Source organism: Citricoccus muralis (assembly GCF_003386075.1).
Taxonomy (GTDB): Bacteria; Actinomycetota; Actinomycetes; order Actinomycetales; family Micrococcaceae; genus Citricoccus; species Citricoccus muralis.
In genome coordinates this window covers 957,046-978,215 of sequence record NZ_QREH01000001.1, presented here as the reverse complement: position 1 = coordinate 978,215, position 21,170 = coordinate 957,046, and the positions used below count along the sequence as shown (strand labels likewise).

The 21,170-nt window shown below is 68.9% G+C and carries 20 protein-coding genes; 10 read left to right on the top strand and 10 right to left on the bottom strand.

The genetic code is table 11. From position 1 onward, the window contains the following. Nucleotides 1–57: 57 nt before the first annotated feature. From C8E99_RS04260 to C8E99_RS04235, 6 genes are all read right to left on the bottom strand, one after another. Complete coding sequence (locus tag C8E99_RS04260) at nucleotides 58–384, bottom strand: metal-sulfur cluster assembly factor (RefSeq protein ID WP_115931250.1); 327 nt, start codon at nucleotides 382–384, stop codon at nucleotides 58–60. A gap of 10 nt (nucleotides 385–394) precedes the next feature. After that, nucleotides 395–1,159 carry a Fe-S cluster assembly ATPase SufC gene (gene sufC / locus C8E99_RS04255; RefSeq protein WP_115931249.1) on the bottom strand — a complete coding sequence of 255 codons (765 nt, stop codon included), beginning with the start codon at nucleotides 1,157–1,159 and terminating at the stop codon, nucleotides 395–397. A 54-nt stretch (nucleotides 1,160–1,213) separates the two neighbouring features. Then, nucleotides 1,214–1,558, bottom strand: coding sequence for a non-heme iron oxygenase ferredoxin subunit (locus C8E99_RS04250; protein WP_115931248.1), 345 nt, complete (start codon nucleotides 1,556–1,558; stop codon nucleotides 1,214–1,216). Further along, nucleotides 1,558–2,790: a Fe-S cluster assembly protein SufD gene (sufD, locus tag C8E99_RS04245; RefSeq protein WP_115933208.1), complete on the bottom strand. Its 1,233-nt coding sequence runs from the start codon at nucleotides 2,788–2,790 to the stop codon at nucleotides 1,558–1,560. The genes C8E99_RS04250 and sufD overlap by 1 nt, the downstream gene beginning before the upstream one ends. An 86-nt stretch (nucleotides 2,791–2,876) precedes the next feature. Beyond that, a complete protein-coding gene (gene sufB, locus C8E99_RS04240; RefSeq protein ID WP_115931247.1) occupies nucleotides 2,877–4,337 on the bottom strand; it encodes a Fe-S cluster assembly protein SufB in 1,461 nt (486 codons plus the stop codon). A gap of 115 nt (nucleotides 4,338–4,452) precedes the next feature. After that, entirely contained in the window at nucleotides 4,453–5,193 is a 741-nt protein-coding gene (locus C8E99_RS04235; RefSeq protein WP_115931246.1) for a helix-turn-helix transcriptional regulator, read from the bottom strand. Between the two features lie 122 nt (nucleotides 5,194–5,315). On the opposite strand from C8E99_RS04235, the gene C8E99_RS04230 reads away from it, so the two are divergent. The 4 genes from C8E99_RS04230 (at nucleotide 5,316) to C8E99_RS15735 (ending at nucleotide 8,777) form a co-directional block, all read left to right on the top strand. After that, nucleotides 5,316–6,257, top strand: coding sequence for an ABC transporter ATP-binding protein (locus C8E99_RS04230; RefSeq protein ID WP_115931245.1), 942 nt, complete (start codon nucleotides 5,316–5,318; stop codon nucleotides 6,255–6,257). Next, on the top strand, nucleotides 6,254–7,084 hold the full coding sequence (locus C8E99_RS04225; RefSeq protein WP_425452850.1) for an ABC transporter permease: 831 nt from the start codon (nucleotides 6,254–6,256) through the stop codon (nucleotides 7,082–7,084). The genes C8E99_RS04230 and C8E99_RS04225 overlap by 4 nt, the downstream gene beginning before the upstream one ends. 46 nt (nucleotides 7,085–7,130) lie before the next feature. After that, nucleotides 7,131–8,165 (top strand): COX15/CtaA family protein, encoded by a 1,035-nt coding sequence (locus C8E99_RS04220; RefSeq protein WP_115931244.1) that lies wholly within the window; start codon nucleotides 7,131–7,133, stop codon nucleotides 8,163–8,165. A 177-nt stretch (nucleotides 8,166–8,342) separates the two neighbouring features. Further along, nucleotides 8,343–8,777, top strand: a complete 435-nt coding sequence (locus C8E99_RS15735) for a hypothetical protein (RefSeq protein ID WP_147301168.1) — start codon at nucleotides 8,343–8,345, stop codon at nucleotides 8,775–8,777. A gap of 19 nt (nucleotides 8,778–8,796) precedes the next feature. On the opposite strand, the gene C8E99_RS04210 is transcribed toward C8E99_RS15735, so the two are convergent. Then, nucleotides 8,797–9,786 (bottom strand): heme o synthase, encoded by a 990-nt coding sequence (locus C8E99_RS04210; RefSeq protein WP_115931242.1) that lies wholly within the window; start codon nucleotides 9,784–9,786, stop codon nucleotides 8,797–8,799. A 253-nt stretch (nucleotides 9,787–10,039) separates the two neighbouring features. On the opposite strand from C8E99_RS04210, the gene tkt reads away from it, so the two are divergent. The 6 genes from tkt (at nucleotide 10,040) to pgl (ending at nucleotide 18,563) form a co-directional block, all read left to right on the top strand. After that, nucleotides 10,040–12,175, top strand: coding sequence for a transketolase (tkt, locus tag C8E99_RS04205; protein ID WP_245952437.1), 2,136 nt, complete (start codon nucleotides 10,040–10,042; stop codon nucleotides 12,173–12,175). A gap of 58 nt (nucleotides 12,176–12,233) precedes the next feature. Continuing rightward, nucleotides 12,234–13,358: a transaldolase gene (gene tal, locus C8E99_RS04200; protein ID WP_115931240.1), complete on the top strand. Its 1,125-nt coding sequence runs from the start codon at nucleotides 12,234–12,236 to the stop codon at nucleotides 13,356–13,358. 83 nt (nucleotides 13,359–13,441) lie between these two features. Further along, on the top strand, nucleotides 13,442–15,121 hold the full coding sequence (locus C8E99_RS04195; RefSeq protein ID WP_115931239.1) for a glucose-6-phosphate isomerase: 1,680 nt from the start codon (nucleotides 13,442–13,444) through the stop codon (nucleotides 15,119–15,121). Continuing rightward, nucleotides 15,111–16,715, top strand: coding sequence for a glucose-6-phosphate dehydrogenase (gene zwf / locus C8E99_RS04190; RefSeq protein ID WP_115931238.1), 1,605 nt, complete (start codon nucleotides 15,111–15,113; stop codon nucleotides 16,713–16,715). The genes C8E99_RS04195 and zwf overlap by 11 nt, the downstream gene beginning before the upstream one ends. Continuing rightward, entirely contained in the window at nucleotides 16,715–17,656 is a 942-nt protein-coding gene (locus C8E99_RS04185) for a glucose-6-phosphate dehydrogenase assembly protein OpcA (protein WP_115931237.1), read from the top strand. The genes zwf and C8E99_RS04185 overlap by 1 nt, the downstream gene beginning before the upstream one ends. Continuing rightward, complete coding sequence (pgl, locus tag C8E99_RS04180) at nucleotides 17,646–18,563, top strand: 6-phosphogluconolactonase (RefSeq protein WP_115931236.1); 918 nt, start codon at nucleotides 17,646–17,648, stop codon at nucleotides 18,561–18,563. The genes C8E99_RS04185 and pgl overlap by 11 nt, the downstream gene beginning before the upstream one ends. An 86-nt stretch (nucleotides 18,564–18,649) precedes the next feature. On the opposite strand, the gene secG is transcribed toward pgl, so the two are convergent. The 3 genes from secG to C8E99_RS04165 form a co-directional block, all read right to left on the bottom strand. Beyond that, on the bottom strand, nucleotides 18,650–18,901 hold the full coding sequence (secG, locus tag C8E99_RS04175) for a preprotein translocase subunit SecG (RefSeq protein WP_115931235.1): 252 nt from the start codon (nucleotides 18,899–18,901) through the stop codon (nucleotides 18,650–18,652). An 82-nt stretch (nucleotides 18,902–18,983) separates the two neighbouring features. Beyond that, nucleotides 18,984–19,799: a triose-phosphate isomerase gene (gene tpiA, locus C8E99_RS04170; RefSeq protein ID WP_115931234.1), complete on the bottom strand. Its 816-nt coding sequence runs from the start codon at nucleotides 19,797–19,799 to the stop codon at nucleotides 18,984–18,986. 2 nt (nucleotides 19,800–19,801) lie between these two features. Beyond that, nucleotides 19,802–21,139, bottom strand: a complete 1,338-nt coding sequence (locus C8E99_RS04165) for a phosphoglycerate kinase (RefSeq protein WP_115931233.1) — start codon at nucleotides 21,137–21,139, stop codon at nucleotides 19,802–19,804. Between the last annotated feature and the right edge of the window lie 31 nt (nucleotides 21,140–21,170).

Sequence of the window (21,170 nt, the reverse complement as noted above, 5' to 3'; positions counted from 1 at the left end):
TTCTCGGGAAAGTTCAGGATGACCGGGATTCTCCGACGCATCGGGTCAGATGCTGGATCAGATGTTGAAGCCGAGGGCCCTCATCTGCTCACGGCCGTCATCCGTGATCTTCTCGGGGCCCCACGGCGGCATCCAGACCCAGTTCAGGCGCCACTCGTCCACCATGGTGCCGATCTCGTTGCCGATCTGCTCCTCGATCATGTCCGTCAAGGGGCAGGCGGCGGTGGTCAGGGTCATGTCCAGGATCAGGGCGCCGTCCTCGGCGTAGTGCATGCCGTAGAGCAGGCCGAGGTCCACAATGTTCACGCCCAGCTCGGGGTCCATGACCTCGTGCAGGGCCTCCCTGATGTCATCCAGTTCAGTCTGGGGTGCTTCAGTGGTCATGGGATACTCCTCAGGCTCCGGTTGCTGCGGTCTCGAAGCGCTCGTAGCCTTCGGCCTCGAGGCGGTCGGCCAGCTCGGCGCCACCGGACTCGGCGACCCGGCCGTCCACGAAGACGTGCACGAACTGCGGCTTGATGTACTGCAGGATGCGGGTGTAGTGGGTGATCAGCAGGGTGCCCATGGTGCCGGAGTCCTGGGACCGGTTGACACCCTCGGAGACCACGCGCAGGGCGTCGACGTCGAGGCCGGAGTCGGTCTCGTCCAGCACAGCGAACTTGGGCTTGAACAGCTCGAGCTGGAGGATCTCCACGCGCTTCTTCTCGCCGCCGGAGAAGCCCTCGTTGACGTTACGAGCCGCGAAGGACGGATCGATCTTCAGGTTCTCCATGGCGGCCTTGACGTCCTTGGTCCAGTGACGCAGGGACGGTGCCTCGCCGTCGATGGCGGTCTTGGCGGTGCGCAGGAAGTTGGTCATGGTGACACCCGGGATCTCGACCGGGTACTGCATGGCCAGGAACAGGCCGGCACGGGCCCGCTCGTCCACGGACATCTCCAGGACGTCCTCCCCATCCAAGGTGATGGTGCCGGAGGTGACGTCGTAGCGGGGGTGGCCGGCGATGGTCGAGGCGAGGGTGGACTTGCCGGAGCCGTTGGGGCCCATGATGGCGTGGGTCTCACCGGTGTTGATGGTCAGGCTGACGCCCTTGAGGATCTCCTTGGGACCGTTCTCGGTCTCGATGGAGACGTGCAGGTCCTTGATTTCCAGGGTTGACATTCGTGTTCTCCTTGCGGGTTCCGCCGGCGAGGCGGGAAATTCTGGTGGGACTGGTTACGAGTTCAGTGAGGCGCTGTTCAGCACGGTGGCGGTGTCGACCCACACGGAGTCGTCCTCCACGGACAGCGCGTAGACGGCGACCGGAGCGGTGGCGGGCAACACGTTCGGCTCGCCGGTGACCAGGTCGAAGGCGGAGCCGTGGCCGATGCATTCCAAGGCGCACCCCTCGACGAAGCCATCGGAGAGGGACACCTCCTCGTGCGAGCAGATGTCGTTGACCGCGTGGAGCGAGCCGTCGGAGGCCCGGACCACGGCGACGTCGATGCCGTCGACCGTGAACCGCTTGGCCTCCTCGGCGCCGATCTCCGCGACGGCGCAGACACGCTGACCGGCGGCCATCAGAAGCTGGCCACCTGCAGTTCGGAATCCATCTGGTCGATGAGGGTCTCCTCGACGTCGGCGATCCCGATCTTCTGGATGATCTCGTGGAGGAAGCCGCGGACGATGAGCTCGCGGGCGTCCTTCTCCTCGATGCCACGGGCCATCAGGTAGAACAGCTGCTCGTCGTCGAACTGGGCCGTGGAGGAAGCGTGACCGGCTCCGTCGATGAGGCCCGTCTCGATCTCCAGGTTCGGGACCGAGTCCACGCGGGTGCCTTCCGAGAGGACCAGGTTCTGGTTCTTCTCGTAGCTGTCGGTGCCCTCGGCCTCCTTGCGGATCAGGACGTCGCCCACCCAGACGGTGTGCGCATCCTGGCCCTGCAGGGCGCCCTTGTACAGGACGTTGGACTTGCAGTTCGCCACGGCGTGGTCCACGAACAGGCGCTGCTCCAGGTGCTGGCCGGCGTCTGCGAAGTAGAGGCCGAACATCTCGGTCTCACCGCCCTGACCGGCGAACCGCGAGGTCGGGGTCAGGCGGACCAGGGAACCGCCGTAGGACACGGCCACGTGCTTGAACGAGGCGTCCTTGCCGATCCTGGCCTGCTGGGCGGAGACATGGACCGCACCGTCGTCCCAGGACTGCAGGGACGTGACGTTCAGGTCGGCCCCCTCCTGCACGTCGAACTCGATGTTCTGTGCGACCACGGCGGACCCGCGGTGCTGGAGCACGACGTCGGCGCGCGAGTTGGGCGCGGCGACCACCAGCAGGTGCTGGGCGGCCGGGGCCGTGCCGGTCCCGGTGATGTCGATGCGCACCGGGGCGGTGGCCTCGACATCAGCGCCGATGGTCACGACGGTGGCCTGCTCGAAAGAGGCCCAGGCTGCCGCCGCGACACGGTCGTCCGGCGTGAGGACGGTGCCCAGTCGGGCATCGTCCCGGCCCACGGTCTCCACGGTGACGCCGTCCAGCTCGGTGACCGAGACGGCAGGTGCCGCACCGGTCAGCCGGGCGTCGTCGCCGTCGGGCAGGTGCAGGCCGGCCAGCCGGTTCAGGGGCGTGAAGCGCCAGTCCTCCTCGCGGCCCGTCAGGGCCGGGAAGTCCGCCAGGCGGAAGCTGGAGAGGCGGTCAGCACGGGAAGACCCGGGCTTCACCGGGCGCTTCTGCGAACCGGACGGCACACTGTGCGTGGCGTGGCCGGCGTCGGACGCGGCAGCCACGGTGGTGGAGAGCTTCTCGCCCTCCTCACCCATGCCGGGGATGACGGGCACACCGGCGCCGTCGGCGTCGATTTCCTCCGGGGAGGCGTTGTCAGTGGTGTTGACGGTCTGTGACACGCTCAGCCTACCGATCCTTCCATCTGCAATTCGATCAGCTTGTTCAGTTCCAGTGCGTACTCCATGGGCAGCTCACGAGCAATGGGCTCGATGAACCCGCGCACGATCATGGCCATGGCCTCGGTCTCGGACATGCCGCGGCTCATCAGGTAGAAGAGCTGCTCCTCGGAGACCCGCGAGACCGTGGCCTCGTGGCCGAGGGTGGCGTCATCCTCGCGGATGTCGATGTACGGGTACGTGTCCGAGCGGGAGATCGTGTCCACCAACAGGGCGTCACAGACCACGGAGTTCGCCGCGTTCTTGGCACCCTCCATCACCTGGACGAGTCCGCGGTAGGCGGCGCGGCCGCCGGAGCGGGCCACGGACTTGGAGACGATCGAGCTCGAGGTGTTCGGGGCCAGGTGCACCATCTTGGACCCGGTGTCCTGGTGCTGGTCCGCGCCGGCGAAGGCGATGGACAGGGTCTCGCCCTTGGCGTGCTCACCGGTGAGGTACACGGCCGGGTACTTCTGGGTGACCTTGGAACCAATGTTGCCGTCGATCCACTCCATGGTGGCACCCTCTTCGGCCACCGCACGCTTGGTCACCAGGTTGTACACGTTGGTGGACCAGTTCTGGATGGTGGTGTAGCGAACGCGGGCGTTCTTCTTCACCACGATCTCGACGACGGCCGAGTGCAGGGAGTCCGAGTTGTAGATCGGGGCGGTGCAGCCCTCGATGTAGTGGACGTAGGAGTCCTCGTCCGCAATGATCAGGGTCCGCTCGAACTGGCCCATGTTCTCGGTGTTGATGCGGAAGTAGGCCTGCAGCGGGATCTCCACGTGGACGCCCTTGGGGACGTAGACGAAGGAGCCGCCGGACCAGGCGGCGGTGTTCAGCGCGGCGAACTTGTTGTCCCCCACCGGGATGATGGAGCCGAAGTACTCCTTGAAGATCTCCGGGTACTCCTTCAGGCCCGTGTCCGTGTCCAGGAAGATGACGCCCTGCTCCTCCAGGTCCTCGCGGATCTGGTGGTAGACGACCTCGGACTCATACTGGGCGGCCACGCCGGAGACCAGGCGTTCACGCTCGGCCTCGGGGATGCCGAGACGCTCGTAGGTGTTGCGGATGTCCTCCGGCAGGTCCTCCCAGGACTTCGCCTGGCCCTCCGTGGAACGGACGAAGTACTTGATGTTGTCGAAGTCGATGCCGGAGAGGTCGGCGCCCCAGGTCGGCATGGGCTTGCGGTCGAAGTACTTCAGGCCCTTCAGGCGCAGGTTGAGCATCCATTCGGGCTCGTCCTTCTTCGCCGAGATGTCCCGGACGACGTCCTCGTTGATGCCACGGCGGGCATTGGCACCCGCGTCAGTCTGGTCCGACCAGCCGAACTGGTAGGCGCCAATCGCATTGAGTTCGGGGTTCTTCTCCAATACCTCGGAGATGACGCCCGGGTCGGCGTTCTCCTTGATGATCTGATCGGTCATCGCTGCCTCTCTGGTGATCGAGCTGATGGTCTGTTGGATCTGGTGTAAATCTGTGTGAATCCGTGGAGTCCGGCGGTGCCGCTTCAGGGCCGCTTCAGGGCCGCTCAGGGCCGACTCACGGTACCGCCGGGTCTGTCTGGTCCGCGTCCCGGCCCAGCGGTACGTGGGTGGTGCAGACGTGTCCGCCGGTGGGCAGGGTGGACAGCCGGCGCACATCCACGCCGAGCAGGCGGGCGAAGAGGTCCGTCTCCTCCTCGCAGAACTGAGGGAAGTCCGCGGCCAGGTCCTGGAGTGGGCAGTGGCCCTGACAGATCTGCGCGGCCTTCAACGTGGTCCGGCCTCCGGCGTTGGCGGCCAGGCCCACGGTGCGGACGCTGGCGGCGAAGCCTTCCTCGTCCAGGACCCGGGCCAGGGCGGCGGTCCGGTCCTTGAGGTTCGACGCGGTGCCGATGGCTTCCCGGTAGCGGTCCTCGACGGCGGCGAAGCGATCTCGGGCCACGGAGCGGACCGCGTCCGCCCCTCCGACCTGGTTCAACTGATGGAGGGCCTGCGCGGCGACCTCGAGGTAGTCGTTGCCAAGGCGGGACTGACCGGCGCGGCTGACCACGTACCGGCGCGAGGGGCGACCGGCGCCGCGATTGCCGGAGACCAGCTTGACCTCGACGGCGCCTTCCTCGGACAGCACGTCCAGATGGCGACGGACGGCAGCAGCGGTCAGGCCCAGCAACTCGCCCACGCGGGCGGCACTGACCGGGCCCTGGGTCAGGACAACCTGCAGCACCCGGTCCCGGGTGCTCTCGCGCTGTCCGTCGACCGGGCCCGCGGCGGGCACGTCTAGCTGGCTGGTGGAATACACAACCCTTAGTTTACCTAATTAACGTCACCACGAAAGTAAGGCGTGCCTTTCCCGAGGGTGGTGTTGGCCACGGTAGTTCTACGGGCCGTAGAACTACCGCTCCACGCGGGTACCATGGATGGGTGCCATCCTCACCCTCCGTCCTGGTGTCCCTTGAGGGACTGCAGAAGACCGTCCGTAGCCGCCGGGGAGATCTCCACATCCTCAGGGGCGTGGACTTCCGAGCCCGCAGTGGAGAGGTGACCGCCCTGCTCGGCCCCAACGGCGCCGGCAAGACCACCACCCTGACCATCGCTCAGGGGCTCGACCGCCCTGACTCCGGCACCGTCCGCCTGCTCGGTGAGGATCCGTGGCATGCGGGTTCTGCTCTGCGCAGCCAGGTCGGCGTCATGCTCCAGGACGGCGGGCTGCCCCCGTCCGCCACCCCGGCACGGTTGCTGCGCCATATCTGCTCGCTCTACCAGGAGCCGGCCGACATGGCCGCCCTCACCGACCGCCTGGGCATCGACGAGTTCTCCGGCCGGGACATCCGCCGCCTGTCCGGTGGCCAGAAGCAGCGGGTGGCGCTGGCCGCCGCCCTCGCGGGCCGCCCGCGCGTCGTATTCCTGGACGAGCCCAGTGCCGGACTGGACCCCGTCTCCCGCCAACTGGTGTTCGACCTGATCCTCGAGCTGAAGCAGGCCGGACTGGCCGTGGTGCTCACCACCCACCTGCTCGACGACGCCGAACGGCTCGCCGATCACGTGGTGCTCCTGCGGGAGGGCGCCGTCGAACGGTCTGGGTCGGTCGCCGAGCTCACCGACCGCACTGGCCCGACCCCGGTCCACTTCTCCGTCCCCCAGCCACTGGGTTCCGACGCGCTGGCTGCCTTCCCGTCCGGACTCCACCTGGTGCCGGAGGTCCCCAGCGCGCCGGCCGACTGCACGTTCCGCGTCGAGGGGCTGACCACCCCCGATGCCTGGGCGGACCTGGCCGCCTGGTGGCGCGATCACCGCATCATGCCCACGGACGTGCGCCTGCTGCACCGTTCCCTTGAAGACGTCTTCCTGGAGGTCGCCCCGTGAGTAGTTCCCTGAGCAGTTCCGTGAACACCCCTCACAGCACCGCCAGCACCGCCGAGGCCGTATCCCCGCAGGGCAGCACCTCGCGGCACGGCAACGCCAGCTCCCTGGCCCGCCGGGTGATGGCACAGGGACGCTATGAATCCGTCACGGCGATCCGCAACGGCGAGCAGCTGTTGATCTCCCTCGTCCTGCCTCTCATGGCCCTGTTCGCCGTCGTCTGGTCCGGACTGATGGACAGCGCCGGGGTCCGCGGGGTGGACGTGGCCGTGCCGGGCGTCCTCGCCCTCGCCGTGCTCAGCTCGGCCTTCACCGGCCAGGGCATCGCCACCGGGTTCGACCGCCGCTACGGCGTGCTGGCCTACCTGTCCACGACTCCCCTCGGGCCGGCCGGGCTCATCCTCGGCAAGGCCTGCGCCGTCCTGGCTGTCCTGTTGCTCCAGGTCGTGGCGATCGGCGGGATCGGTCTCGTGCTGGGCTGGCAGCCCGTCTGGGCCGGAGTGCCCTGGGCCGTCCTCTTCCTCATCCTCGGGGCGGCCTCCTTCACCGCCCTCGGGCTGCTCATCGCGGGCACGGCGCGGCCAGAGGCCACCCTGGCCCTCACCAATCTGCTGTGGGTGCTGCTGGGTGCCGTGGGCGGGGCCGTCTTCCCCGTCCCCGCCATCAGCTGGTTCTCCGGCATCGCCTCCTTCCTGCCCTCAGCCGCGCTGGGCGATGGGCTCCGGTTCGCGTTCGGCACCGGAGCGCTCGACGTCGGCGCTGTCCTCGTCCTGGCGGGCTGGGGCATCCTGGCCACGGTCGGCGCGTTGAAGTGGTTCAAATGGCGCTGAGTATCCCGCTGCCCCTCCCCGTCCGTCTCGTTCAAAGGACCTTGAAGTGAGTACCCCCACCCAGTCCACCGCCCAGCACGGCTCCGCCACCCGGCCCGGGCTGTGGCGCCGCATCGATGCGGGCATCGGCCGATACACGCCGCGGGACATCACCCGGGGCACCCTGGTGCTCGCCGTCATCTCGCTCGTGACCGAGATCGGCATCATCGTCACCGGTGGCGCCGTGCGTCTGACCGCCTCCGGCCTCGGCTGCCCGACCTGGCCCACTTGTACCGACGACTCCTGGATCAACACGCCGGAGATGGGGATCAACGGTGTCATCGAATTCGGTAACCGACTGCTGACCTTCGTGGTGGGACTGGCGGCCCTGGCGGTACTGCTGTGGGTCTGGAACCTTCGGAAGTCCCACCCGAGCATCTTCTGGATCTCGGTGGGGATGCTGGCCTGCATTCCGGCGCAGGCCGTGGTGGGCGGCATCACCGTGTGGACTGACCTGAATCCCTGGGTGGTCGCGTTCCACTTCCTCGTCTCCTCGGTGATGGTCTGCTTCGCCACCCTGCTGGTGAACCGGGTGGGCGCTGAATGGCGTCACCGTCAGGCACACGGAGACCAGCCGGCCGCTCCGGCCACCGTGGTCGACGGCCAGACCTCCGCTCTCTCCCGGAATCTGGCTCGCGGCATCTTCGTGATCGGCTGGGTGGTCCTGTACCTCGGGACTATCGTCACCGGGACCGGTCCCCACGGTGGCGATGCCAATGCGCCCCGCCATGACTTCGACCCGCTGGTGGTCACCCGACTGCACGCCTTCCCCGTCTACCTGATGACGGCCGCCGCCCTCGTGCTGCTCGTGGTGGTCCTGCGCCAGCAGTCCTCGCGGCTGCAGCGGATCTCGGCCTGGGCCCTCATCGTGGTGATCGCGTTCCAGGGGATTGTCGGTTACATCCAGCACTTCACCGGACTGCCGATCGGCGTGGTCCTGCTGCACATGTTGGGCACCGGCCTCGTCGTCTGGGCCGTCACCACCGTCTGGGACCGGCAGGTCTCCACCTACCGCACCCGGCCAGCCGCCGTCCGCTCCTAGCCAGGAGGTCCGGACCGGTCATCCTTCGCTGAAGTCGGCGCTGAGCTCAGTAGCGAGTCTGCCCAGGTCCTTGGTCGCCGCCTGGTGTTCCGGGGCGCCTCCACCGGCATTCGGAACCCCACTGCTCGCCGTCAGGTGCCTTCACCCTACCGGCGCGCCAATGCCACACTAGGTTGCATGACCGATGCTGGTGCACGCGTACATCACTTCAGGCTGTGGTCGCCGGCCGTCGCCATAGTGTCCGTGGCGTGGTTGGTCTTCTGGAGGTCCCAGCAAATCCCGGTCGTCTGTGCGCTGGCGTTTCCCTGTCCAGACCCGAACGCACGGATACCCCCAGCGCTGATCTTTGGCGCACTCATGCTCGTGCCACTGGTCGTGCTGGTGATGGGGTCTTACACGCGTCAACCAGCAGTGTGGCTGAGCAACGTGTCCTATGTAGCGCTGGCTGGCCTGGCCGTCCTGGGTTACGGGGCAATCCTCTTCGCCGGAGGATTCACGGTGGACCTGTGGTTCCTTCTCTGTTCGATCGCGATATTGGGGACGATTGGAATTGCCGGTCTTGGAATCCGGAGAAACTCTGGCCCGGAGCCCCTGACGGCCTCCGTTCCGTAGACGCCCTCTGTGAGAGAAGTCAGGAGGGGATGCCCGGAACCGGCATGAGCGGGCTGCCCACGAAGGGGTCCACGGCCAGTGCCACGAAGACGAGGGTCAGATAGGTGATGGAGAGGTGGAAGACCTTCATCGCCTTCTTGTCGTTGTACTCCGGCTTCTGCGACTCCGCATAGAGCACATGGGACTCGTAGACGAACCAGCCACCGGCCACGAGGGCGACGGCCGTGTAGACGATCCCGGCCCAGCCCAGCGGCACCAGCAGCAATGAGCAGGCCACGGTGGCCCAGGCGTAGAGCACGACCTGGCTGGAGACCACTCGCGCCGAGGCCACGGCCCCGAGCATGGGCACGTCCGCGGCCTGGTAGTCACGCTTGTACTTCAGGGACAGCGGCCAGTAGTGCGGCGGGGTCCACAGGAAGATGATGAGGAACAGCACGATTGCTGGCCATTCCACGGTCTCGCGGACCGCGGCCCAGGCGATGAGGACCGGGAAGCAGCCGGCGATCCCGCCCCACACGATGTTCTGCTCAGTGCGGCGCTTCAGGATCAGGCTGTAGATGACCACGTAGAAGAAGATGGCCAGGACGCCGAGGCCGGCGGCCAGCAGGTTGGTGCCCCAGAGCAGGATGGCGATGGACACCACGCCGATGGCCCAGGCGAAAATGAGGGCCTCGCGGGGCGTGACCTCGCCGGTGACCAGGGGGCGCTTCTTGGTCCGGTTCATCAGCTTGTCGATGTCCCGGTCGATGTAGCAATTGAACGCTGCAGAGGATCCGGCGGCCAGTGCGCCACCCACCATGGTGGCGATCATGGTGACCACGTCCGGGAAGCCCCGCTGCGCGAAGATCATCGTCGGCAGCGTGGTGACCAGGAGCAGTTCCATCACCCGCGGCTTCGTCAGCGAGACGTAGGCTGCGGCCTTCCGCTTGAACCCGATCTTCCGGTGGACCGGACGGGCGCTGGAGGGCGCCGGGCTCGCGGCGGACTGGGCATCAAGGGTGCTGGGCATCTACTTCTCACGGTGCAGGCGGGCGGGATGAGGTCATCGGTGCTGGAAACACCCCTTCCAGTGTACCGCTCCACGCACGGAATGTCGGGTCGTGACAGGTCACTGGCGGTTCACCCCCTGCAGGACGTGGCCCCATTCGGGATAAGCTGGCGTCAGGTCGGCACCGGCCCCCAGTTTCATTCCGTCAGGAGCAGCTTTCGTGACTTCAGCCCCGGCATCATCCACCGGATCCGCCACCGGGAGGACTTCCTCCCTGCAGCGTCTTCAGCCCGCCCGCGAGTACACGTATGCGGCCGCGGACCGGAAGGCCGTGGACACCCTGCGAGTGCTGGCCGCAGACGCCGTGGAGAAGGCCGGTCACGGCCATCCCGGCACGGCCATCTCCCTCGCCCCGGTCGCCTGGCAGCTGTTCCAGAACGTCATGCATCATGACCCCGCGGACGCCACGTGGGCCGGACGCGACCGGTTCATCCTCTCGGCCGGTCACTCCTCCCTGACCCTGTACCTGCAGCTCTTCGCCGCCGGGGCCGGGCTGGAACTTGAGGACCTCCAGGCCCTGCGCACCTGGGGTTCCAAGACCCCGGGCCACCCCGAGTACGGGCACACGGACGGCGTGGAGATCACCACCGGACCCCTGGGCCAGGGCCTGGCCTCCGCCGTCGGCTTCGCCTTCGCACAGCGCCGGCTGCGCGGCCTGCTGGACCCGGACGCCGCCCTCGGGACGAGCCCCTTCGACCACCACATCTTCGTCATCGCCTCTGACGGCGACCTCCAGGAGGGCGTCACCTCCGAGGCCTCCTCCCTGGCGGGTCACCAGGAACTCGGCAACCTCGTGGTCATCTATGACGACAACGAGATCTCCATCGAGGACGACACGGACGTGGCGTTCAGCGAGGACGTGGCCGCCCGGTATGAGGCCTACGGGTGGCATGTCCAGACCGTCGACTGGCTCGCGACCGGGGACTACGTCGAGGACACGGAACAGCTCTACACGGCCCTGGCCGAGGCCAAGGCACAGACCTCCAAGCCCTCCCTGATCAAGCTCCGCACCGTGATCGGCTGGCCCTCCCCGAGCAAGCAGGACACGGGTGCCATCCACGGCTCCAAGCTCGGCGGCGAGGAGCTGGCCGGCTTGAAGACGGTCCTGGGCTTCGACCCGGAGCAGCACTTCGCCGTCGACGACGGCGTGCTTGCCCACGCTCGCAGCGTCGGCGAACGCTCGGCCGCCTACCGCGCCACCTGGGAGGAGTCCTACGCCGCGTGGCGCGGCGCCAACCAGGACCGTGCCCGGCTGTTCGACCGCCTCTCGGCTGGCGAGCTGCCCGAGGACTTCGCCGAGGCATTCCCCGCATTCGAGGCGGATTTCGATGCCAGTTTCTCGGGTGGCGCCAAGGGGATGGCCACCCGCGCTGCCTCCGGCAAGGTCCTGTCCGCCCTCGCCCCGGTCATGCCGGAGCTGTGGGGCGGGTCCGCCGACCTGGCCGGCTCCAACAACACCACCATGGACGGCGAGCCCTCGTTCATCCCCGCCAGCCGGCAGACCTCGACCTGGAAGGGCAGCCCCTACGGGCGCACCCTGCACTTCGGCATCCGCGAGCACGCCGCCGGCTCGATCGTGAACGGCATCTCGCTCGGCTCACTGCTGCGGGCCTACATGGGGACCTTCCTGATCTTCTCCGACTACCAGCGTCCCGCGATCCGCATCGGTGCGCTGATGGGTACCCCGGCCATCTACGTCTGGACCCACGATTCGATCGGCCTCGGCGAGGACGGCCCCACCCATCAGCCGGTGGAGCAACTCGCCTCGCTGCGTGCCATCCCGGGACTGGCCGTCGTCCGCCCTGCCGACGCCAATGAGGTGTCCTGGGCCTGGAAGACGATCCTGGAGAAGACCGACGGCCCCGCGGGCCTCGTGCTCTCCCGTCAGAACCTTCCGGTCTTCCCGCGGGACGAGCAGGGCTTCGCCGGTGCGGAGGGCACGGCACGCGGCGCCTACGTGCTGCTGGACGCCACCGATGACTCGGGCTCGGCCGTTGAGCCCCAGGCGATCCTGATCGGGACCGGTTCCGAGGTGCAGCTCGCGGTGGCCGCACGGGACCAACTGCAGTCCGAAGGCGTACCGACCCGGGTGGTGTCCGCCCCCAGCCTCGAGTGGTTCGACGCCCAGGACGAGTCCTACCGAGCCTCGGTGCTGCCGGACAACGGTGCCGTCCGGGTCTCCGTGGAAGCCGGGATCGCGCAGGGTTGGGCCAAGTACACCGGAGTCCGCGGAGCCCAGGTCTCGCTGGAGCACTACGGTGCCTCGGCAGATTTCCAGACGCTGTTCCGCGAGTACGGCATCACGGCCGAGGCCGTGGCCGCCGCCGCTCGGGACCTGCTCGGCCGCTGACCCGGCGCCGGCCGGTCACCACCGCCACGCAAAGCACCCCCCCAGACGTACGGAGCACATGATGACCGAACAGAACCCGAACACCCGTGCACTGGCCGAGGCCGGTGTGTCCATCTGGCTCGACGACCTGTCCCGTGAGCGGATCGCCACGGGCAACCTCGCCGAGCTGATCGAGACGCGGACCGTCACCGGCGTGACCACCAACCCCTCGATCTTTGCCGCCGCACTGAAGAACGGGGAGGCCTACGCCGAGCAGTTGGCGCAGTTGTCCGCCGACGGCGCGGACCTGGACCGGGCCGTCTTCGAGCTCACCACCCGGGACGTCCAGGCCGCCTGTGACCTCTTTACGCCCGTCTACCAGGCGTCCAACGGGGTGGACGGCAGGGTGTCCATCGAGGTGGATCCCCGGTCTGCCCGGGACGCCGAGAAGACCGTCGCCGAAGCCGGCAAGCTGGCCGAGGCCGTGGACCGGCCCAACGTGCTGATCAAGATCCCCGCCACGGAAGAGGGCCTGCCGGCCATCACGGCGACCCTCGCCCAGGGACTGAGCGTCAACGTGACCCTGATCTTCTCGCTGACCCGCTACCGCGAGGTGCTCAACGCCTGGCTGCTGGGCCTGGAGCAGGCGCATGCCGCCGGGATCGACCTGTCCACCCTGCACTCCGTCGCCAGCTTCTTCGTCTCCCGGGTGGACACCGAGGTGGACCGCCGCCTCGCCGAGTCCTCGGCCGAGGGGGCCGGCGAGCTGACAGGGCAGGCGGGCCTCGCCAACGCCCGACTCGCCTACCGGATCTTCACCGAGACCTTGGACACGGAACGCTGGCGCGTCCTGGAGGCGGCCGGTGCCCGTCCCCAGCGTCCACTCTGGGCCTCCACCGGAACCAAGGACCCGGCGCTGCCGGACACGCTCTACGTGACCGGGCTCGTGGCCCCGGGAACCGTCAACACCATGCCGGAGAAGACGCTGGAGGCCCTGGCCGACCATGGTGAGGTCACCGGGGACACCATCACGGAGGGCTACGAGGATGCGGACCGCGTGCTGGACGCGATCGCCCATGCCGGCGTCGACTACAACGACGTGGTGGCTGTCCTCGAGGCCGAGGGCGTGGAGAAGTTCGTGACCAGCTGGAACGAGCTGCTGGAGACCGTGCGCACCGCGCTCGAGGACTCCGCGGCCCGCTGACGGCCCTTGATCGCTGCCAGGTCACCACGTGATATCCCTGGACCATTTCCTGAATCCCTCCCCGCACGACCCAGGAGACTGACATGACCTCACTCGGATTGCAGGCCACCGGCGCCGCCCTCGCGGCGATCGACCGACACGTCCCGGCCCTGGTGGACGACCGTGTCGCCAGTCGCCTGGACGGCAAGGACCACAGCCTGTGGGGTCCGGCCGCGGAGGAGGAGGCATCGCAGCGCCTCGGGTGGATGGACCTCTTCGAGGACTCGCGGGAACTGGTTCCGCAGGTCGAGGGCCTGCGCGCCGAACTGGCGGCCGAGGGCATCAGCCGCGTGGTCCTCGCCGGCATGGGCGGGTCCTCCCTGGCCCCCGAGGTGATCGCCGCCACCGTGGGATGTCCGCTCACCGTGCTCGACTCCACCGATCCCGAGATGGTGGGCAACGTCCTGGCGGCCGGGGTGACAGACACCGTCCTGGTGGTGTCCTCCAAGTCCGGTTCCACGGTGGAGACCGACTCCCAGCGGCGGGTCTTCGAACAGGCCTTCAACGACGCCGGCCTCGACGCCGCGTCCCGGATCGTCGTGGTGACGGACCCAGGCTCCCCGCTCGAGCAGTCTGCCCGCGAGGCCGGCTATCGGCGGGTCTTCACCGCCGACCCCACCGTCGGCGGGCGTTACTCCGCCCTCACCGCCTTCGGCCTGGTGCCCACCGGTCTGGCCGGCGTGGACATCGCCGCACTGCTCGACGATGCGGAGGAGACCCGCGAGGTCCTCGCCACCGACGACCCGGGCAACCCGGGCCTCCAGCTCGGCGCCGCCATGGCGGGTACGGACCCGCTGCGCAACAAACTGATCTTCTCCGACGAGGACTCCGGGCTGGTCGGATTCGGCGGCTGGGCAGAGCAGCTCATCGCCGAGTCCACGGGCAAGGACGGCACCGGTGTGCTGCCCGTGGTCGTGGACGCCGGCGACCCGGAGACCCTCTCCGCCGCCGACGATCTGCTGCAGATCCGCCTGGTGGCCGACCCCGAGGATCGGGAGGCACCCGACGCGCCCGAGGAAGCCGACAGCGTCCCGCCCATCCGGTCCGAGCACGCCGTGGAGGTCTTCGGCTCCCTCGGGGCCCAACTGCTCCTGTGGGAGTTCGCCACGGCGGTGGCCGGCCGCATCCTCGGCATCAACCCCTTCGACCAACCGGACGTCGAGGCCGCGAAGACCGCCGCCCGCGGCCTGCTGGACGCCACGCCCGCGGCGGAACGCCCGGACACCGTGATCGGCACCGTCGAAGTCACCGGGCCGGCCGACGTCGTGAACGGCCCCGCCGGGACCCCGGACGACCTCGGGCGGGTGCTGGCCGCCGTCGCGCAGCTGGTGCCGGCCCACGGCTACCTGGCCGTCCAGGCGTACCTGGACCGTCTGGGATACCCCGAGCTGGAGGTCCTGCGCGCCGCCCTCGCCACGCTGTCCGGACGCCCGGTCACCTTCGGCTGGGGCCCACGGTTCCTGCACTCGACCGGCCAGTACCACAAGGGTGGCACGCCCGAGGGAGTGTTCCTGCAGATCACAGCCGATTCGGATCTGGACCTCGACATCCCGGGCCGTCCCTTCACCTTCGGTCAGCTGCTGGGCGCCCAGGCCGCCGGCGATGCCTCCGTGCTGCGCGAGCACGGACGGCCCGTGGTGCGGCTGCACCTGACCGAGCGCACGGACGGCATCGGCCAGCTCCTCCGGGCAGCGCACGGCACGCAGGGATCCGATGGTGCCTGAGCCGTTGACCGGAACGCGCCCGGCCAATCCCCTGCGCGACCCCCGGGACCGGCGGCTCACCCGGATCGCCGGACCCTCCGCCCTCGTCCTCTTCGGCGTCACCGGAGACCTGGCCCGCAAGAAGCTGCTGCCGGCGATCTACGACCTCGCCAACCGGGGGCTGCTCCCGCCCGGCTTTTCCCTGGTCGGCTTCGGCCGGCGCGACTGGAGCGACGAGGAATTCACGGCGTACGTGCGCGACTCCGTGGAGTCCTCGGCCCGGACCGGCTGGAACGACACCGTCTGGAACCAGCTGCGCGGCGGCTTCCGCTTCGTCTCCGGCGGCTTCGATGACGCCGCGGCCTACGAGGACCTCCACGGGACGCTGGCCGACCTCGAGGTCTCCCGCGGCACCGCCGGCAACACCGTGTTCTACCTGTCCATCCCGCCGGACTGGTTCGAGGAGGTCAGCCAGCAGCTCGCCGACCACGGCCTGGCCGGCCGCCACCACGATGCCGGTACGCGGCCCTCCCCCGCCCAGGCCGGTTCCTCGGGGCGTCCGTGGCGCCGGGTGGTCATCGAGAAGCCCTTCGGTCACGACCTGACCAGCGCCCGGGAGCTCAACGACGTGATCGAGCAGGTGTTCGTCCCGGATGCCGTCTTCCGGATCGACCACTACCTCGGCAAGGAGACCGTCCAGAACATCCTGGCGCTGCGCTTCGCCAACCGCCTGTTCGAGCCCGTGTGGAACTCCAACCACGTGGACCACGTGCAGATCACCATGGCCGAGGACATCGGCATCGGCGGCCGCGCCGGCTACTACGACGGGGTGGGCGCTGCCCGCGACGTCATCCAGAACCACCTGTTGCAGTTGCTGGCCCTGACCGCCATGGAGGAGCCCATCTCCTTCGACGCGGATCACCTGCGCACGGAGAAGGAGAAGGTCCTGGCCGCCGTCGAGGTCCCCATGGACGACGCCGGTCTGGGCGCCGCCTCCGCGCGCGGCCAGTACACCGGTGGCTGGCAGGGCGGTGAGAAGGTCACGGGCTTCCTCGAGGAGGAGGGCTTCAACCCGGAGTCCACCACCGAGACCTACGCCGCCCTGAAGCTGGGGATCCGCACCCGGCGCTGGGACGGTGTGCCGTTCTACCTGCGTGCCGGCAAGCGACTGGGCCGCCGCGTCACCGAGATCGCCGTGGTGCTCAAGCGGGCCCCGAACCTGCTGTTCCCCGGACACGGTGAGGACGAGTTCGGCCAGAACACCATCGTCATCCGCGTCCAGCCGGATGAGGGCGTCACCATCCGCTTCGCCTCCAAGGTCCCCGGGACCCAGCAGGAGGTCCGGGACGTGACCATGGACTTCGGCTACGGCCATGCCTTCACCGAGGACAGCCCGGAGGCCTATGAACGGCTGATCCTCGACGTGCTGCTCGGCGAACCTCCGCTGTTCCCCCGCCAGGCCGAGGTGGAGCTGTCCTGGGCCATCCTCGACCCGTTCGAGGAGTACTGGGAGTCCCTGGTCGGCCAGCCGGAGCCCTATGCCCCCGGTAGCTGGGGACCGAAGAGCGCCGACGAGCTCGTGGCCCGTGACGGCCGCGTCTGGAGGAGGCCCTGATGATCATCGAGGTCCAGGACACCACCACATCCCAGGTCGCCAAGGAGATGAACCGCCTGCGCGAGGCCGGGGGCGTCGTCGCGCTCGGCCGGGTGCTGACGCTCATCATCTCCACCTCGCCGGACCATGCCGAGGAGGCCATCCTGGCCGCCAACCTGGCCAGCCGCGAGCACCCCTGCCGGATCATCGTGCTGGCCGCCGGGGACGCCGCCGCACCCACCCGGCTGGATGCGGAGATCCGGGTGGGCGGTGATGCCGGGGCCTCCGACGTGGTCATCCTCCACGGCTCCGGCTCCAATGCGGAGGAGTCCGAGTCGCTCATCGGCGCCCTGCTGCTGCCGGATGCCCCGATCGTGGTCTGGTGGCCCCATTCCGCCCCGGAGATCCCGGCCGACTCGGCCCTGGGTCGGATCGCCCACCGCCGCATCACGGACACGGCCACGAGCCCCTCGCCTCGGCGGGCGCTGATGCACCTGCGCCAGACCTACCGGGCCGGGGACACGGACCTGTCCTGGACCCGGCTGACCGGGTGGCGCATCCAGTTGGCGGCGATCCTGGACGGGTTGGACCCCGCCGAGATCCTCTCCGTCACCGTGGACGGCGCCGAGGACTCCCCCTCGACCATGCTGCTGGCCGCTTGGCTCACCCGCTGCCTCGGTGTCCCCGTCACCATGGCCCACTCCAAGGCCGGTCAGGGCATGCGCTCCGTCCGGCTGCGGCGTCAGCAGGGCGACGTGGTGTTGTCCCGGCCCGCCGGTGACGTGGCCTCCCTGTACCAGCAGGGCCAGCCGATCCAGCACATCTCCCTGCCCCGGCGCAGCGACCAGGACTGCCTGGCCGAGGAGCTGCGCCGACTGGATCCGGACGAGGTCTTCGGCGATGTGGTGGTCAATGGACTGCCCCTGACCGATCTGAAAGCGGTGTTGCCCAGTGACCGATGAAACCCGCCTGTACTCCGACCGCGAGTCGCTCTGCCGTGACGCCGCCGGTGAGCTGCTCAGAATCCTCGCTGACGGCGTCCGTGACCGGGGTGCGGCCTCGGCCGTCCTGACCGGTGGCGGGACCGGCACGGGAATCCTGGCGGCGCTCTCCGACCTGGTGTCATCTGCCTCGAACATCTCGGAATTCTCGGAGTTCTCGGACAGCCTGGATGCCTCGGACGGCCTCCGTAGCCCGGATCTCCGCATGCCGGACTGGTCCCGGGTGCACCTGTGGTGGGGCGATGAGCGCTTCTTGCCCACAGGGGACCCGGACCGCAACGAGCAGCAGGCCGAGGAGGCCCTCCTGCAGGAGCTGGTCGCCAGGCACGGGATGCCCGCCGCCAACATTCACCGGATGCCCGCCGCGGACCGCGCAGCAGGGGCGGAGACGATGCCGCCGGAGACTCAGGTGACGCCGGAGACGCCGAACACACAGGCGACGGAGTCGATCATGACGGCGGCGGAGGCCTATACGTCCGAGCTCGCCGCCCACGCGCGCGTGGACCCGGGGCAGGACGACCGCCTGCCGGTCTTCGATGTGGTGATGCTGGGCGTGGGCCCGGATGCCCATGTCGCGAGCCTGTTCCCCGGCCTGCCCGGCCCCCTGACCCGCGGAGCGACGGTGATTGCCGTGGAGGGCTCCCCCAAACCGCCCCCGAGGCGGCTCTCGCTGACCGTGGAGGCCCTCAACATGGCCGAGCGGCTCTGGTTCGTGGTGGCCGGTGCGGACAAGGCCGAGGCCGTCGCTGAGGTCCGGCACGCCCGAGACGACGAGACCACCGACGCGGCCCGCTGGCCGGCATCGGTGGTCTCAGGTCGGGATGCGACCGTCTGGTGGTTGGACGGGGCGGCAGCCGGTCAGGCCTGATTCTGTTGGACTGACTGGCTGGCTGACTGACTGGCCGGGCTGACCCTGCGCCGCAGGTCCTCCCGAGCCCTCGGGTCCAAGATGGACTAGAAGTCTTGCGAGAACCGCATGATCAGGCCGAGGGCCACTACGATCGCGCCCCAGGTCAGGCCCAGGGTGACGGTGATGCGGTTCAGGTTCTTCTCGGCCACGCCGGAGGCACCCAGCGAGGAGGTCACGCCGCCGCCGAACATATCGGACATACCGCCGCCGCGGCCCTTGTGCAGCAGGATCAGCAGGACCAGCAGGACGCTGATGGCGGCCAGGGCGATCTGCAGGATGAGGGTCAGGACGTCCACGTCACTCTTTCCATTGGCGGGAGGCCGTCACCGGCCCGTTCGGGTACTTCTGCGCCGTCCGACCGGAGCCGAACAGCCGGAATCAGTCGGTCAGCAGGTGATGCTCGAACCTGACTATGTTAGCAAACTCGGCCTCGTCCAGGCTGGCGCCACCCACGAGGAGACCGTCCACGTCCTTCTCCCGCAGGATGGAGGCCGCATTCGAGGACTTGACGGATCCTCCGTACAGCAGGCGGAGGCCCGCGGCGGCCTCCTCACCATACCGGGAGGCGACGTCGGCGCGCAGGGCGGCGCACATCTGCTGGGCGTCGTCCGGACCGGCCACCTCGCCGGTGCCGATGGCCCACACGGGTTCGTAGGCCACCACCATGTCGGTGACCTGCTCGGTGGACAGGCCCTCGAGCGCTCCTCGGAGCTGGGCCAGGGTGTGCTCCACGTGGCGGCCGGCCTGCCGGACGTCCAATCCCTCCCCCACGCACAGGATGGGCGCGAGGCCGTGCCGCAGTGCTGCGGTGAGCTTGCGGTTGGCCATGGCGTCGTCCTCGCCGTGCAGTGTGCGCCGCTCAGAGTGTCCGACCAGGACGTAGCGGCACCCCAGCTTGGACAGGAACTGTGCCGAGATCTCGCCGGTGAACGCACCGGATTCCTCTGCGGAGACGTCCTGGGCCCCGTACATCAGGGGCAGTCGGTCCCCCGCCACGAGGGTTTGGACACTGCGCAGATCCGTGAAGGGCGGGAACACCGCCACCTCGACCTTCTCGAAGTCGTGGTCCGCATCCGTGAGGATCCAGCTTAGTTTCTGCACGAGGGTGACGGCCTGCTGGTGGTCCAGGTTCATCTTCCAGTTCCCCGCGATGAGCGGGGTGCGGTCATAGACGCCGTTGGTCTTCGAGGTCATGTTCAGGCACCTGCCTGTGCCGCGTCATGTCCTGCACTGCGGTCCGTGCCGTGGCCCGTGCCGTGACCTGCGGCCGAGCGCTCCAGGGCGTCGATGCCCGGCAGGGACTTGCCCTCGAGGTACTCCAGGGAGGCACCGCCACCGGTGGAGATGTGGCCGAACTGCTTATCGTCGAAGCCCAGGGCCCGCACGGCGGCCGCCGAGTCACCGCCACCCACCACGGTCAGTCCGGTGGACTCGGTCAGGGACTGGGCCACCGTGCGGGTGCCATGGGCGAAGGCCTCGAACTCGAAGACTCCCATCGGCCCGTTCCAGAACACGGTCTCGGCCCGGCGGATCTCCTCGCCGAACGCCACGCGCGTCTCGGGGCCGATGTCCAGGCCCAGGGCGGAGGCGCCGTGCGCACCGGAGGTCAGGGCCGCCACGGGCAGGACCTCATGCTCGGCGTCGGCGGCGAAAGCCGAGGCCATGACGATGTCCGTGGGCAGGACGATCCGGCAGCCGCCCTTCGCGGCGCGCTCCAGGTATTCGGTGACGACGGGGATCTGGTCCTCCTCCAGCAGGGAGGCACCGACCTCGTGGCCCTGGGCCTTGAGGAAGGTGAACAGCATCCCGCCCCCGATCAGCAGGGTGTCCGCGCGATCCATCAGGTTGTCGATCACCGCTAGCTTGTCCGAGACCTTGGAGCCCCCGAGGACCACCACGTAGGGGCGGTCCGGCTCGCCGGTCAGGCGGGAGAGCACGTCCAGCTCCCGGGAGACGAGGCCACCCTGGTAGGACGGCAGCAGGCCGGCGATGTCATACACCGAGGCGTGCCGGCGGTGCACGGCGCCGAAGGCGTCATCCACATAGGCTCCCGGAGTCGCCGGAGTTGCCTGAGTCGACTCGGACGAGCCGCTGCCACCGGTCAGCGCCGCCATCTCGGCGGCCAACTCGGCACGCTCGGCCTCGTCCTTGGAGGTCTCACGCGGATCGAACCGCACGTTCTCGAGAAGGAGGATGCCGCCGTCGGCCAGGTTCGCCGACTCCTCACGAGCCGAGGCGCCCGTGACATCTGCGGCCAGGCGCACCTCACGACCGGCCAGCTCGGCCATCCGCTCGGCCGCGGGCCTCAGGGAGAAGGCTGGGTCCGCCGTGCCCTTCGGGCGCCCGAGGTGGGCCATGACGACCACGCGTGCGCCGGCGTCGGCCAGCGCGGTGATGACCGGCAGCGAGGCGCGGATGCGGCCGTCGTCCGCCACGGCACCGTCCTCCAGCGGGACGTTGAGGTCAGAGCGGACGAGGACGTGGCGTCCAGCCACTCCTGCCTCCAGCAGGTCGTCAAGGGTCTTGGCGGTCATGCACAGGGCCTTCCGGGGTGGTGGAACGGGA

Excerpts from the sequence above, each read along its gene's own strand:
- C8E99_RS04165 (WP_115931233.1), bottom strand. The coding sequence starts at position 21,139 with ATGACCGCCAAGACCCTTGACGACCTGCTGGAGGCAGGAGTGGCTGGA.
- tal (WP_115931240.1), top strand. The coding sequence starts at position 12,234 with ATGATGACCGAACAGAACCCGAACACCCGTGCACTGGCCGAGGCCGGT.
- C8E99_RS04250 (WP_115931248.1), bottom strand. The coding sequence starts at position 1,558 with ATGGCCGCCGGTCAGCGTGTCTGCGCCGTCGCGGAGATCGGCGCCGAG.
- C8E99_RS04210 (WP_115931242.1), bottom strand. The coding sequence starts at position 9,786 with ATGCCCAGCACCCTTGATGCCCAGTCCGCCGCGAGCCCGGCGCCCTCC.
- sufB (WP_115931247.1), bottom strand. The coding sequence starts at position 4,337 with ATGACCGATCAGATCATCAAGGAGAACGCCGACCCGGGCGTCATCTCC.
- sufD (WP_115933208.1), bottom strand. The coding sequence starts at position 2,790 with ATGGGTGAGGAGGGCGAGAAGCTCTCCACCACCGTGGCTGCCGCGTCC.
- tpiA (WP_115931234.1), bottom strand. The coding sequence starts at position 19,799 with ATGACCTCGAAGACCAACGGCGTCTATGACCGCACCCCGCTCATCGCG.
- C8E99_RS15735 (WP_147301168.1), top strand. The coding sequence starts at position 8,343 with ATGACCGATGCTGGTGCACGCGTACATCACTTCAGGCTGTGGTCGCCG.
- C8E99_RS04185 (WP_115931237.1), top strand. The coding sequence starts at position 16,715 with ATGATCATCGAGGTCCAGGACACCACCACATCCCAGGTCGCCAAGGAG.
- C8E99_RS04195 (WP_115931239.1), top strand. The coding sequence starts at position 13,442 with ATGACCTCACTCGGATTGCAGGCCACCGGCGCCGCCCTCGCGGCGATC.
- sufC (WP_115931249.1), bottom strand. The coding sequence starts at position 1,159 with ATGTCAACCCTGGAAATCAAGGACCTGCACGTCTCCATCGAGACCGAG.
- C8E99_RS04260 (WP_115931250.1), bottom strand. The coding sequence starts at position 384 with ATGACCACTGAAGCACCCCAGACTGAACTGGATGACATCAGGGAGGCC.
- zwf (WP_115931238.1), top strand. The coding sequence starts at position 15,111 with ATGGTGCCTGAGCCGTTGACCGGAACGCGCCCGGCCAATCCCCTGCGC.